Raw genomic sequence first — 12273 nt, forward strand, 5'->3', positions numbered from 1 at the left:
CTTTTATGTTTATTAAACTGCCACTTATTCATCATGATGAGATATGAATTTCATTTCGATATCAGTAGTACTGGTCCAATCAAACTGCACTTCATCGCCCACTTGAGCATTATGTAATTCCAGCCACGGAAGCAAAGCGCGAAGATTACCGTAACCTTGAAATTGTTTTGCATACATATCCCCGCGGCGGGAGCATCCTGCAGTCATTAATACTCCACTGAAATGTCCATCTGTAGAATGTACATTGAATAAATTGATTCCAAATCCAGTACCACAATTGCTATTACGAAGTCCCAAACGCTTAGCTTCTTTCCGTGGAATAGGAATATATCTTTCTCCACTACGTCTTGTCCTAGAGTTATGATATCGGTGGGTACCCCAAGATAATGGTGCCTCTGAATTGAAAAATACATTTAACCTATCCCCGGCCTTTGGCATAAAAATCACTCCTTTTTCAGTGTTTTATATATCTTTATTATCAGTATATACATTTTAGTAAAATAATACAATATTTCCTTAAATTTCATAAAACAAATAAAGCCGCTTCTCAGCGGCTTTATAAAAATATGTTAGTCAAACTTACCTTCATTCGTTATTAAATTTTATATTGCATTTATCTACATGCTTATAAGGAATCCTTGCAAACGTTTTTAAAACAGCCTCAAAAATTTGACGTGCTCCGTCACAAGGAACTGCCATCCCAATCTGGCGACGGACTTTTTCTCTCGTCCCCTTAAATTCAAAGTCATCTGGGAACGTCTGCAACCGGGCTCTTTCCCGATTAGTCAATGCCCTATTTTCTGAATAGTGATAAATATGGGTTCCTCCTCCGCCAGATCCAGTTACCGTATAAGACGGCTTGTCCGGATCTAGTCTTCTATAAATCTGACTAATGCGTGCTCCTTTAATGTTCAATTGAAGATGCGCCGGTAAATCTGCATTAAACGCATTCTGCCCCGGCTTTATATATTTTAAGCGCTCAACAACCGTTTTTGTCATACACGGTAATTCATTATTAGGTGCATCCGGTGCAATCGGAGGATTTTCTAATGCCTCACGTGACGTTTTATAGTCTTTTATGTCTGGTGTGATAGGAGCCGGCGGATAAAAGATAAAAGGAAAGTCCTTTCTGATTCCAATAATAATAATTCTGTGACGAGCCTGAGGAACGCCATATTCTTCAAATTTATACAAATGTGGGAAGATGTTGTATCCTGCATCATGAAGGTCCTTCATAATTCGAGGAAAGGCTCCACCCTTATTTGCACTAGAAAGACCGCTGACATTTTCGGCTAAAAACCATTCAGGTTGAAACAATTTCAGAACTTTCACTCCATAGGTATATAAAGGCCCAAAAGTTCCATCAAAACCTTTTTGTTCCCCTACGACAGAAAAATCATTACAGGGAAATCCAAAAGCAAATGCATTAAATGGATGGTCTTTAAACAAGGGATTTTCCAAACTGATATCTAGTTTACGAACATCCCCACAATATACGCTCATAGATGCGTCATCTTTACAAATATTATGTCGGTATGTTTTGCAGGTTGCATCATCATAATCATTTGCCCAGGCATGTTCTATACGTAAATCCGGCCGTTTTGGTATTATAGCATGAGTAGCTCCATATGCTAATCCACCGGGACCGCAAAAAAGCTCTCCCAATCTAAATACCACGACCTCACCCCCTTTAATCTATTTATTATCAAGTATTACATGTACTGTAACATTACCAGCTTTTCTACTAAGAAAAACCAGAATATTGCAGAACTGCATATTAAATTATTATACCACAAAATAGATTTAAAAGTACTCAAAATTCCGTTTTTGCATAAGCAAAGATAAAAAAGAGAGGGTGGGTAGTTGATATATTACTATTATCTCATAGCAATTTCAAAAGCTTGGGAAAAAAGTGATTCGTCAAGCGAAGCATGTAATTCCCGCTGCAAACGGAAGCATTCGGACTGATATTTTTTTGATCTGCGGGCTTTTGTCTTAATTTTTGCACTAGTCGGGTGTTCCTTTGAAAACTTAGCAAACGATTCTCTCCAAAATTTCCCCATAGAAAGAATAGAATCATAAATTTCAAACAATTCATCATCTGAGAAGACAGATGTATCTTTTTTCTTGAGATATAAATGAAGCCCTTTCTCAAACTCTCGCCAGTCGTCTTCTCTAATTTTTTCAGACAATCTTCCAATCCATTGAAAAATCCGTTTATCTTCACGATTTCCGACCCGATCAAAGATATCCTGCCATTGCCGCCATGATAATTGTACTACAGTGTTTTCATCCAACTGAGCAAGATTATAGCACTGTCCATAAAAACTGCGCGTTTCTGCATTGGCTCCTTCGTTACGTACCCGTTTTTCATTAGTCGCAAAGGTCTTTATTTCATCCCAAAATTTTCTTCTTTCAGCAATAGAAATGTTATATTTTTTCAGCTGCTCAGCTAAAAATTTTCCTAGATAATATTTATAGAGAACACTTTTTCCGTATTTATCATTCAAATCTGATTCTATTTGTGGAATTTCTTTTTTTAGCGCATCTAAAATTTCATCAATAGTGGCTTTTTCTTTTGATGACAAAAGACCTTCATAGACTAAATGACCATCTTTATCTATTGATACGATATGCCCCATAATTATCTCACCTCAAACTTTTAGAGTAGACACTTTCCATTTTATTTAATACCTGTTCTGCAGCTTCTTGTGGTTCAAGTTCTGTAAAAATCTGTCCACTTACATTAAACATATCATATCTTCCTTCCTCAAGATAAAGCATAACATATTGCTTCAACATTTGTTCTCGTATATATTCATGTTGAACTTCTGGATAATCAGAAACGTATAAATAAGCTGGATGCCCTACATTTAGTGTAATCGACCTTCCATTTCCCGTTTCGCACCAAGAGCGCCTATAGTCATCAGGTGCATCAACACTACGAACAGAAAAGGAATCTTGAAAACCATTTTTTTCATCACAGTTAAGATAAATTTTATAGTTATATGAGGTAATTTTATCACCTTTTTCAATTTCTCCACTATCTTCAACTGCAATCAAACGGGCTCGTAGTTCCAGTATCCCAGACGTCAAATATTGTTCATACACATTCTGGTCAAACAAAATATCTTTAATCGGGTCACTAATACATTGTTCATAAGGTTGTACAATCCCCGTTAAAGAAGCAATGTCTACAATTTTATCGCATGTAGGTACACTGGCATTATGGATACTGATATTTAATCTATATTTCAATTCCAAACCCCGTTTATTTTCAATGGAATATGATACATCATGTAACATTTCACCAAAATTTACTCTACGGCTGTTTGTCCTGGGAAAAATACACTCGTGCAGTGCCAAACCAACATAAGAACGGGAAGTGTCCGGCTTATCTATATCATAGAAAAATGGCAGTTCTTTCTTTGCGCTTTTCCCACTCCCTTTAACTTTTACAAATAGTACAATCCTGTTTTCTGCGTACTGCACAGAGTTATTGGGTTTAACAACATGGGAAAAATCTATTCTTTCTCTGTCATTGGAAGCTACTGTAATTGTATTTTCGGCAATTCTTGATACTTCATCCCCCGTATCGGGATCGACAACGGCAATTTTATAATCGAATTTTTTATCAGCTGCATAGGAACTATTAATCAAAATAGAAAATCTTATTTCATCATCCGTAGTGACTTCTTCTGAACCCAATTTCGGATACACAACATGTTGCCAACGAATAGAAAAATCGCCTTTTTTGGGTCCTTTGCCTAATGACTCAAAGCCAAGTTTTTCAAACAAGCTCTGAATATCATTTGCAATCTCCAGCATTTCATTCTGCAATTTTTTATCTTCCGTTTCCTTATCTTTAATATACCCCCATTCTATAAAATTTGCTCTTACTTTTTTATTGCAGTAATTTTTTAAATTTTGAAAGGTTTTAGTATTCTTTTTTCCTTTGCTGACACCAAAATGTACACGGTCTTCAATTCCGGATAGCTCATCTTCCCATTGTTCGTCAACTTCAATATATCCCCAAAATTTACCATCAATTTTTTTTGGGATATCCTTGAGATCAATGTCTCCAATTTTCATTCCTTTACGATAATAAGAAATCCCGGACCAAATATTATTACCAGTATCAAAAGTATAAAGGCCAAAATGTTTTACCCTATATCCATCTATATATGTTTCCACATTTTGTAATTCAAAAGAATGTGTTGCAGCGCTCTTTATTTCCTTCGGAACCAAAAACTTCTTTTCCATTTACAGAAATTGCAGCTCCATCTTTCAGCCTTTCTATAATCCGCCACCATGATTCTTGAATATACGGTATGATTGTTTCATTTTGAATAGAATCAATCAAGTCCTTTCTAGGATTTTCAATAATGATCCGTGTACCTGTACTTTTTTTCTCTGATAAACCCGTTTTATCTTTTATAAATTTTTTAGCGTCGTCATTTATTAGAGATTCAGCCAGAACCTGCCCACATCGGTTAACATTAGCAACGTATACTCCATCTTCTCTTAAAGAATCATAGTAATATGTATAGGATTGTGATGCAACAGAATAGACACTTTTACCAGCTCCAAAAAGTCCGCCGCCTGTCGTATTTCCACCTGAATTAAACATGGATGTGAATCTGGATAGTCTTTCATCTGGCCCCAATACGCTCCCTTGTGCCATTAACTTATCAATTTCTGATATAGGAATAATTTTCCCCGTTAATCCTACTGTGCCAGAATCTTCTACAATGATATACTGTCCTTTTTCATTTTTCACAAGGGATATATCGCATCTCCAATTTTTCCACTTGTTTGTTTTTCTTGCACCTACAGCATTTTGAATGGCATCTTTCTGAAATCCATTAGGAAACGTGATGCCAGCATCTGTATAAGCTCCCAAAATCCACTCAACATTATTTTTGTAATTCTGCGGTATCGGAGTTAGGTTCATATTATTCATAAAACATTCCTCCCATTTTATTCAAGTGTAAAACGATCATTCTTTTTATTATCCATTTTATTAAATTTTTTCTTTGTTTCTTTTACTTCTGATTCAATAGCTGCAAAAATTTTTTCTACATCTTTTTGAGTATAATCATATATATTTGTATTAGAACAATTACCTAACAACTGCAACATATCAAGAATTTTGTTTGTACGGGCTTCCGCAAGCCGTATAAATTTTTCTCTTTTCGTTTCTTTTTTCAAAATCACATCATCATTTTTCACTATATTAGCCATATTATCACCTTCCGTTACACATTATATATATTATGATATTATTTTTACTATTATTTGTCAATATTCAGCATATGTTAGTGTATATTATTCTAAATATATTAAAATTATTTTTTAAATATTTATAATAGTGTCAGTAAGCATATATCGAGCATCATATAATTTTTTAATATTTTTAATATTATTATTAACAACTAATATACTGTCCTGGTATAATAGGCCTATAAAGAAGGTGATTGTATGAGTGGCATTAGAAAAAATTGGAATGAGGAAGAAACTCTCATTGCTCTTTCTCTGTATTATCAGATTCCATTTGGCAGAATATCTTCAAAAAATCCTCTCATCGAAAAATCAGCATCAATTCTAAACCGCAGTGCTAATGCAATGGCTATGAAAATGTGCAATCTAGCCAGATTTGATAAAAATTTACGAAAGCGTAATGTTGAAGGATTGTCACACGGCAGCAAAATGGATCAATATGTATGGGAGACGTATTCACAAAACTATGAAAAATTAAATGAAGTTTATGAAAGGCTGAAAAAGAAATTATTGTATGATAAAAACGATGATTATAGTTTCCCCGAAGGACATAATATTATACAGGAAAGTTCAATCCGCTATGGACAGAACTTTTTCCGTAATGCCGTCCTGAGTGCCTATGAAAATCGCTGCTGTATCACCGGAATTTCTATCCCTGCATTTTTAATTGCCAGTCACATAAAACCCTGGAAAGATAGCGAAAATAAAACGGAAAAAGCTAATCCTCATAATGGTCTTTGTCTCAATGCACTGCATGATAGAGCTTTTGACCAAGGGTATATTACTATCAGTACCGATTACAAAATCATTGTTTCAGATGTATTAAAGCGAAAAAACAATTTAGATGATACGACACGCGACTGGATTTGTTCCTTTGATAAAAAGCAAATTACCCTGCCCCATCGGACACTTCCTGATTCTAAATTTTTGCAATATCACAACGATGTGATTTTCAAGCGGTAATCCCAATTTTCATTGTATTTTATCGCATAAAACAATCATATTATTTCTCACTTGTCAAGCTTTTTTTCTAAATCAGCCCAAATCTTAATTTTCGTCTAATCTAGACATTTACCATTGTAGTTTTTGATACGTTTGTATCAATGAATACTATATATAAGCGAATATACATAAAAGCACTGCCCAGTAAAGGCAGTGCTTTTATGGTGTTACATTTTTAGGTTTTTCCTTTCTTTTCTTAAAAAAAGATTTTTGCTGATTGTCCGGGGAAATTGGATTTTTTTGCCGGACAGGATAACGGTCAGGCTCCTTTTTCTTCTTCACCTTCTTCCAGCCAGGTGCACGGTTCCAGTGGTGTGTCCGGCTTGATATAGATGTCGGGACGGTGGCATGCTTCGACGCCTTTTGCCCGGAGTCCCCGTTTCGTATTTACGAAATAAAAGGTCCCATCGGGATAGTTCGTATCTAAGATGCATTCGGCATAAAATTTCAACTGCACTTTTTTATCCAGATGCTTCCACAGGGGATGGGTGAGTTCAATCAGAGATTGTATCATCGGTTTCTCCTCCTTTCTACGTAGGCTGTATATCATACGGCGTCAGCCAGTCGCGTAATTTCTGGATGGCTTTGCCGTAGATTTTGGAGATGTATTGATGGGTCACGCCGAAATGGGCGCCCAGTTCACGGACGGTCTTGTTTTCGTAGATCCGGCCGGTGACAATCTGCCGTTCTCTCGGTGGCAGGTTCTGCAAGGCTTTCTGCAGGATCTGATTCCGTTCGGTCTCGATAGCTGCTTCAGCCGGGCCGGGCGCATCATCAGCCATCGCATCTGGCAGGTCGGTCCATTGGCCGCCGCTGTCGATGCTCTGGCCATAATGACGGCGGTCGTAGGCCATGCGTGCCGTTTCGTTGCGCACGTACCGATGGATTTCCTTTTTTAGGAAATAGTGAAGCTGCTGCAGGCTGGAAAAATGGGTGCCATCCCACCGGCAGACAGCTTCATGAAGTCCGCGCAGGGTGGCCTGCCGGGCTTCGGAGAGGTCCGTATAATACGATACATACCGGGAGCTGACCGCGCCCATGAGCGGCCCGTACTGCTCTGCCAGCTGGGAAAAGGCCGCCGTGTCACCGTCCTTGGCGCGGGATAATACGTCTAAAGTCCATTTCCATTGTACCTTATTTTCATTTGTCATTCTACAAAAAACTCTCTCCTTTCACCGGCAAAAAACAGGGCGGTAACACAATACAGACACATCTATTGTGTTACCGTCCCTTATGCTTGCGCTTATTCCAGGGTTTCTACCTGGCGGGTGACTACCTGGGAGCTCTTGAGCGCCATCAGGTCCCCGTTGGCAGTAGCAAATATCTTGCCGTCGATGACGGCTTTGACTGCATTTTCTACGGCCTCTTTATCAAGGCCCGGTTTCGGGTTGCGGATGCTGTACGATACGGTCTTGCCTTTCGGGTCGATCAGTACCAGACTAAGCGTCCGCGTTTCTTTTTTAGCCATTTCTTTCTCCTTTCCGCCGGCCGCACGGCTGGCGGCTTCTTTCACCTGCCTCACCCGATCTGGCACCATCTGCCGCGTCGTCGTCAGTCGCCATAGCGCCGCTATGACTCCCTCCATCCTCCTTGCAGCTGGTACCATCTCGTGCGATTCAGGTTAGAAAGCGCCGCCCGTCGTGTGGCCTATATGCTAATTTTTTGTAAAAATAATCGGTTCGACGAACCGGCTTCGATGAACGAACTACGGCCTACGATTTACGGTCCTTTCCTTAAACATCAAACTTCAAACTATCCCTTCACACGGCCTGCGGGCCTTACCCCTCAATGACGTTTTCGGTGACTTCGGAGATGCGGATGAGCGCATCTTCCTGCAGTCCGGCCAGTGCTTCTGCTGCGCCGTAGACGGCGGTAGCATCGGCATTACCCTTCAGATTCTTGAAGGTGATCTGACGGGTCTTTTCGTTGTCGTCGGCGTCCCGGTAGGATACGACGAGTTTCAACTTATTGGATAAGTTACTACGTTCTGCCATTCCTTTTCCTCCTTTCCGCTGGCCGCACGGCTGGCGGCTTCTTTCACCTGCCTCACCCGATCTGGCACCATCTGCCGCGTCGTCGTCAGTCGCCATAGCGCCGCTATGACTCCCTCCATCCTCCTTGCAGTTGGTACCATCTCGTGCGATTCAGATTAGAAAGCGCCGCCCGTCGTGTGGCCTATATGCTAGTTTTTTTGTATAAATAGTTGGTTCGACGAACCAGCTTTGATGAACGAACTACGAACTACAACCAACGGCCCCGCCGACGATTCAGACGGGAAACCGCCATCGGTCGTGGGTCCTAATTGCTAATTTTTGTATGAAAATATGCGGTTCGACGAACCGGCCTCGTCAAACTTCAAACTTCAAACTGCCTTTTCTCTCCCTTTCCACTAACCACCAGCCGCTAACGGCGGCCCTTCCTACGCCGCTTTTCCTTCCAACTGTCCCATGTACTGGATGATGGCGGTTGCTATGGCGTCGGCGGTCCGGCCTTTCCGTTCTTCGTAGCGCCTGATGTCGTCATCGTTGTCGATGAAGCAGACTTCTACGAGTACTGCCGGCATGGATGTGCTATTGATGACCAGGAGGTTCATGTTTTCCTTAATGCCCCGGTCGGGCAGTTCCAGTGCGGCACAAACATTCTGCTGTATGGCGTGGCCTGCCATGACGCTGTGCGGGGTATAGCTCACGAAGGTCTCCGTGCCCGTGGCGTGCCTGTTGAAGGCGTTGAAATGGATGGACACGAAGAGGTCGGCCTGCCAGCGGTTGGCATTGCAGATGACGCCAAAGAGGTCGTCGTTCTGCTCGACGATATTGCGGATCCGGTGCTGGTCGAGGCGTTTCGAGATGAGCCAGGCCAGGTCCCGGGCCAGCTGTGCTTCTGTCAGGGCCAAATGGTCATTGACGGCTCCCGGGTCACGGAACATATCATGGCCGGGATTGAGGTAAACAAACATATTCGCTCTCCTTTCTTCGTGGAAATTCGACGCGCCTGCGCTCAGCAGGCTTGCGGGAACGCATATTGAGTGTCACTTCGTCGCCGATGGCGATGCCCGTCACCGGCCGGGATGAAGCCGCCGGACAGGGACAGGTGGCACTGGTACGACAGGCCGCATAGGGTCTGAGCGATACCAGCATCTCGATAGCCTGACGCACGAAATAGACGATGCGTTCTTTGGGAAAATGTCGGATAAATGGATTCATAAGCATGTCTCCTTTCACTCTATAAGGGGGACGGATTTCGTCACTTGGCAACCAATCGGCCACACGGCAGGAAACTTCTTTCCCCTGCCTCACCCGATCTGGCACCATCTGCCGCGTCGTCGTCGGTCACCATAGCCCCGCTATGGCTCCCTCCATCCTCCTTGCAGCTGATGCCATCTCGTGCGATTCAGGATAGAAAGCGTTTCCCGTCGTGTGGCCTGTAATGCTATTTTTTGTAAAGATAGTTGGTTCGACGAACCGGCAGTGTAGCAAGCTACCCCTGCGAAGGACCGCTTCTCAGGGACGGCAAAGATACCCTGCACGTCGAACCGGCTTCGTCAAACATCAAACATCAAACTTCAAACTGCCTTTTCTTCCCACTAATCACTAATCACTGACCGCGGTCCATCACAACGCCAGCCTTCCTTCCTCGTACCTTGCATAGCGGCGTTGCTCGTGGTGGAGCAGGCGCAGGATGTGGATGATGTCGGCCTGCCATTTCCGGAGGGGCTGTTTCATCCGGTCGTATTCGCTCTGGCTGCGGTAGCCGTGCCCGCCGATGACGGGGCGGATGATGTAGCCATAGGCGGCATCGGGGATGAGGATAGCACCGCCGGCCCGCAAAAAGCACAGGCAGTCCGCCAGGTCCGTACTGACGAACATGGCGTGGAAGAAGAACCGTTCCCAGATGGCCGAATCTTCGGGATGGTATTCCCGGAAATCGTCCGTATATTCGCTGACCGGCCAGTCCTCCGGCTCTGCCACGGCTTCGACTTTCTCGATAAGTTTTATTGTCAATGTGCGGATATCCCTGTCGGCACGCAGCCGGGACTGGCGCCGGGTCATGGCCTCCAGTACGATGGCAAATGCCGACCGGGCCCGCTGTTGCAGATCCATAACACCGTCTCCTCGTTGGCCGCACGGCAGGAGACTTCTTTCACCTGTCTCACCCGATTTGGCACCATCTGCTTCGTTGTCATCAGTCGGCGTAGCTCCACTACGCCTCCTTCTTCCGCCTTGCATCTGGTACCATCTCGTGCGATTCAGGATAGAAAGCGTCTCCTGTCGTGTGGCCTGTATGCTGATTTTTGTGTAAAAATAGTCGGTCCGTCAAACCGGCTTCATCAAACATCAAACATCAAACATCAAACTATCTCTTCCCACTAACCACCAGCCGCTAACGGCGGCCCTTCGTAGCTCCACTACGCCTCCTTCTTCCGCCTTGCATCTGGTGCCATCTCGTGCGATTCAGGATAGAAAGCGTCTCCTGTCGTGTGGCCTGTATGCAGATTTTTGTATTAAAACATGAGGTTCGACGAACCGGCTTCGATAAACGAACTACGGCCAACGACCTACTGCCCTTCGTAGCCCTGCTACGCCTCCTTCCATCCTCCTTGCATCTGACGGCCCCGTCGGCGATGCCTGACGTAAAACGCCGGCCGTCGCGGCACTATCTTGCTGATTTTTGTGTAAAAATAGTCGGTCCGTCGAACCGGCTTCGATAAACGAACTACGGCCCTTCGTAGCCCTGCTATGACTCCTTCCATCCTCCTTGCATCTGACGGCCCCGTCGGCGATGCCTGACGTAAAACGCCGGCCGTCGCGGCACTATCTTGCTGATTTTTGTGTAAAAATAGTCGGTCCGTCGAACCGGCTTCATCAAACATCAAACATTAAACATCAAACTATCTCTTCCCACTAACCACCAGCCGCTAACGGCGGCCCTTCCTTCCCTTTCCCCGCGCGGGCCAGTTCCCGTGACCGGGTTTGAGCGGGGGAGTCTCCAGCTCCCCGCTCTTCCCGTCCGGGACTGGCTGCCAATTTTGAGGGTGATACTGTCCATATCTATATATATGCCAATGTGGGCAGGTGTTTTGGGCAGGCATTTATTACGTTTCGATTTATCTTTTTCTTATATATACGTTTCCTTTTTTATTCCTTTCTAAATCCGTGCTTTCGTCTATGTACCGTTTAATGGAACTGCGGCTCATGCCCATTTTTTTCATCAGGTCACCTATATAGACTTCTTCCTTTTCCTCCATAATTTCATCAAATACTTCCCGCATGAGCTGCTGGTTGCTGAGGCATTTTTGTTTTTTTCCAGCCAGCATGTCTTCCCGTCCCCGGCCCAGGTTGTCCAGGTCTTCGTTATACGAGGCGATGAGGCCCGTGTAGTCGATGTGGTGGATGGGATAGTCGAAGGTGATGTAAAAGGGCAGCGGCGGGGCGAATTCGCGCAGGATGGCCTCAATCCGGAAGGCCGGCGGGGCTCCGATAGGGCTTTTGACGTCGAGCATGTCGAGGATAGCGTCGGCGTCACGACTGAATACGCCTGAGCCCGATGCCCGGTCCTGTGCTTTTTTGACGGTCTGGCTGCCTTTGCTGTAGTGATGGCAATAGATGACAGCGCACTGTTTCACTGCCGCCAGTTTGTCCAGCTGGTTGCAGAACTGCCCCATGTCAAAGGCACTGTTTTCGTCGCCATTGGTGATTTTGTATATAGGGTCGAGGACGATGGCCATGTAGTCTTTCCCGGCTGTCCGGCGGACGATATCGCGGACCAGTTGTTCCATGGGGCGGGCATGACCGCGGCAGTTCCACAGGTCGATGGCGTCGTCATGGTCCCCGGCAAGGCCGAGGGCATTGTAGATCCGGCAGAACCGGTCAATACAGGACGCTCTATTTAATTCCAGATTGATATATAAAACATTGCCCCGGTGGCAGGGGAATTGTCCCAGCCAGGAGGTCCCTTCGGCTATGGCGATGCACAGTTCGATGAGGGCAAAGG

The 12273-nt window shown here is 44.0% G+C and carries 16 protein-coding genes; 1 reads left to right on the forward strand and 15 read right to left on the reverse strand.

Annotated features, from left to right (window positions below; genetic code table 11):
- Positions 1 to 24 precede the first annotated feature (24 nt).
- From B4H10_RS04350 to B4H10_RS04375, 6 genes are all read right to left on the reverse strand, one after another.
- On the reverse strand, positions 25 to 438 hold the full coding sequence (locus B4H10_RS04350; RefSeq protein ID WP_292017090.1) for a hypothetical protein: 414 nt from the start codon (positions 436 to 438) through the stop codon (positions 25 to 27).
- Positions 439 to 585: 147 nt separating this feature from the next.
- Positions 586 to 1677 carry a DNA cytosine methyltransferase gene (locus B4H10_RS04355; RefSeq protein WP_292018256.1) on the reverse strand — a complete coding sequence of 364 codons (1092 nt, stop codon included), beginning with the start codon at positions 1675 to 1677 and terminating at the stop codon, positions 586 to 588.
- 200 nt (positions 1678 to 1877) lie between these two features.
- Positions 1878 to 2642, reverse strand: a complete 765-nt coding sequence (locus B4H10_RS04360; RefSeq protein ID WP_292018257.1) for an ATP-dependent helicase — start codon at positions 2640 to 2642, stop codon at positions 1878 to 1880.
- 7 nt (positions 2643 to 2649) lie between these two features.
- On the reverse strand, positions 2650 to 4263 hold the full coding sequence (locus tag B4H10_RS04365; RefSeq protein WP_292018258.1) for a hypothetical protein: 1614 nt from the start codon (positions 4261 to 4263) through the stop codon (positions 2650 to 2652).
- Complete coding sequence (locus B4H10_RS04370; RefSeq protein WP_292018259.1) at positions 4205 to 4963, reverse strand: hypothetical protein; 759 nt, start codon at positions 4961 to 4963, stop codon at positions 4205 to 4207. Before B4H10_RS04370 ends, B4H10_RS04365 begins: the two co-directional genes overlap by 59 nt.
- 17 nt (positions 4964 to 4980) lie before the next feature.
- Positions 4981 to 5244 (reverse strand): hypothetical protein, encoded by a 264-nt coding sequence (locus B4H10_RS04375; protein WP_292017086.1) that lies wholly within the window; start codon positions 5242 to 5244, stop codon positions 4981 to 4983.
- Between the two features lie 237 nt (positions 5245 to 5481).
- Here B4H10_RS04375 and B4H10_RS04380 point away from each other — a divergent pair, with 237 nt between their 5' ends.
- Complete coding sequence (locus tag B4H10_RS04380; RefSeq protein ID WP_292018260.1) at positions 5482 to 6243, forward strand: HNH endonuclease; 762 nt, start codon at positions 5482 to 5484, stop codon at positions 6241 to 6243.
- Between the two features lie 298 nt (positions 6244 to 6541).
- Here B4H10_RS04380 and B4H10_RS04385 read toward each other — a convergent pair whose 3' ends face one another.
- From B4H10_RS04385 to B4H10_RS04425, 9 genes are all read right to left on the reverse strand, one after another.
- A complete protein-coding gene (locus B4H10_RS04385; protein ID WP_059075787.1) occupies positions 6542 to 6796 on the reverse strand; it encodes a hypothetical protein in 255 nt (84 codons plus the stop codon).
- Between the two features lie 16 nt (positions 6797 to 6812).
- On the reverse strand, positions 6813 to 7433 hold the full coding sequence (locus B4H10_RS04390; protein ID WP_292018261.1) for a sigma-70 family RNA polymerase sigma factor: 621 nt from the start codon (positions 7431 to 7433) through the stop codon (positions 6813 to 6815).
- A 92-nt stretch (positions 7434 to 7525) separates the two neighbouring features.
- Positions 7526 to 7867: a DUF2922 domain-containing protein gene (locus B4H10_RS04395; protein WP_292018262.1), complete on the reverse strand. Its 342-nt coding sequence runs from the start codon at positions 7865 to 7867 to the stop codon at positions 7526 to 7528.
- A 193-nt stretch (positions 7868 to 8060) separates the two neighbouring features.
- A complete protein-coding gene (locus B4H10_RS04400; protein WP_059075785.1) occupies positions 8061 to 8276 on the reverse strand; it encodes a DUF1659 domain-containing protein in 216 nt (71 codons plus the stop codon).
- Positions 8243 to 8395, reverse strand: coding sequence for a hypothetical protein (locus B4H10_RS04405; protein ID WP_292018263.1), 153 nt, complete (start codon positions 8393 to 8395; stop codon positions 8243 to 8245). Before B4H10_RS04405 ends, B4H10_RS04400 begins: the two co-directional genes overlap by 34 nt.
- 306 nt (positions 8396 to 8701) lie before the next feature.
- Positions 8702 to 9238, reverse strand: a complete 537-nt coding sequence (locus B4H10_RS04410; RefSeq protein ID WP_292018264.1) for an N-acetylmuramoyl-L-alanine amidase family protein — start codon at positions 9236 to 9238, stop codon at positions 8702 to 8704.
- Positions 9210 to 9491, reverse strand: a complete 282-nt coding sequence (locus tag B4H10_RS04415) for a hypothetical protein (RefSeq protein ID WP_292018265.1) — start codon at positions 9489 to 9491, stop codon at positions 9210 to 9212. The genes B4H10_RS04410 and B4H10_RS04415 overlap by 29 nt, the downstream gene beginning before the upstream one ends.
- A 402-nt stretch (positions 9492 to 9893) precedes the next feature.
- Positions 9894 to 10382, reverse strand: coding sequence for a hypothetical protein (locus B4H10_RS04420; protein WP_292018266.1), 489 nt, complete (start codon positions 10380 to 10382; stop codon positions 9894 to 9896).
- Between the two features lie 1004 nt (positions 10383 to 11386).
- Positions 11387 to 12273: AAA family ATPase (locus tag B4H10_RS04425; RefSeq protein ID WP_292018267.1), on the reverse strand; the 887-nt coding region annotated here is incomplete at its 5' end.

The organism is Megasphaera sp. UBA4382 (genome assembly GCF_002391155.1).
GTDB classification, from domain to species: Bacteria; Bacillota; Negativicutes; order Veillonellales; family Megasphaeraceae; genus Megasphaera; species Megasphaera hexanoica.